The sequence below is a fragment of the Roseinatronobacter ekhonensis genome, assembly GCF_900499075.1.
In the GTDB taxonomy this organism is placed as follows: Bacteria; Pseudomonadota; Alphaproteobacteria; order Rhodobacterales; family Rhodobacteraceae; genus Roseinatronobacter; species Roseinatronobacter ekhonensis.
In genome coordinates, this window is record NZ_UIHC01000191.1 from 1 (window position 1) to 670 (window position 670).

Genomic DNA, 670 nt, shown 5'->3' on the forward strand with positions numbered 1-670 from the left:
CGCAAGCCTCAAGCTCGAGGCGGGCTGGTGAGGAAAGAAAGTCAGGGCGGATCATAAGCAATAGCTGAATCGTTCCAAACCCAGCAGTCAAGTCAACAAATTCGGCTTCTGCAGGACTCGGAGTATAGCAGCCGCAAAAGTAACAATTACAGTGACAGACTTTAAACAACGTCCTTCCGGCGTTCCCGCCGAAAACATCCAAACCAAATTATGAAACGGTTGCGATAGTTGCGTCAAGAGTGATCTTCTCTCACGGTCAGATTCAAGAGCTGCGACTTGTGCGACGGAGGAGCGTCGGCGCACGCTCCTTTTGCTTTGACCGAAAAGTCACTTGGCGGCATGAGACTTGTCCAAATTCTTGTTCGTCGACCGTCCGCTCTGGGCCGCAAGCTCCCTTCCCGTGGCTGACGTTGACGGTCGTGTGCATGGGCTTGCTGAGTTGAATTATCTGCATCGCAATTGCGGACACCGTGCTTCCACGGTGCGGGCAACGCATGAAGCCCCGATCTGGTCGGGGAGCAAGGCATTGTAATGTATGTTGAATCTGGTTGCGGGGACAGGATTTGAACCTGTGACCTTCAGGTTATGAGCCTGACGAGCTACCTGGCTGCTCCACCCCGCGTTGGTTGTTTAGGAATGGTTGATTATCAGGTTTGGCGGTGAGCTACTC

General features: G+C 53.1%; 1 tRNA gene. It reads right to left on the reverse strand.

What is annotated here, in order from left to right:
* Positions 1-545: 545 nt before the first annotated feature.
* Positions 546-622, reverse strand: a tRNA-Met gene (locus ROE7235_RS19815).
* Positions 623-670: the final 48 nt, after the last annotated feature.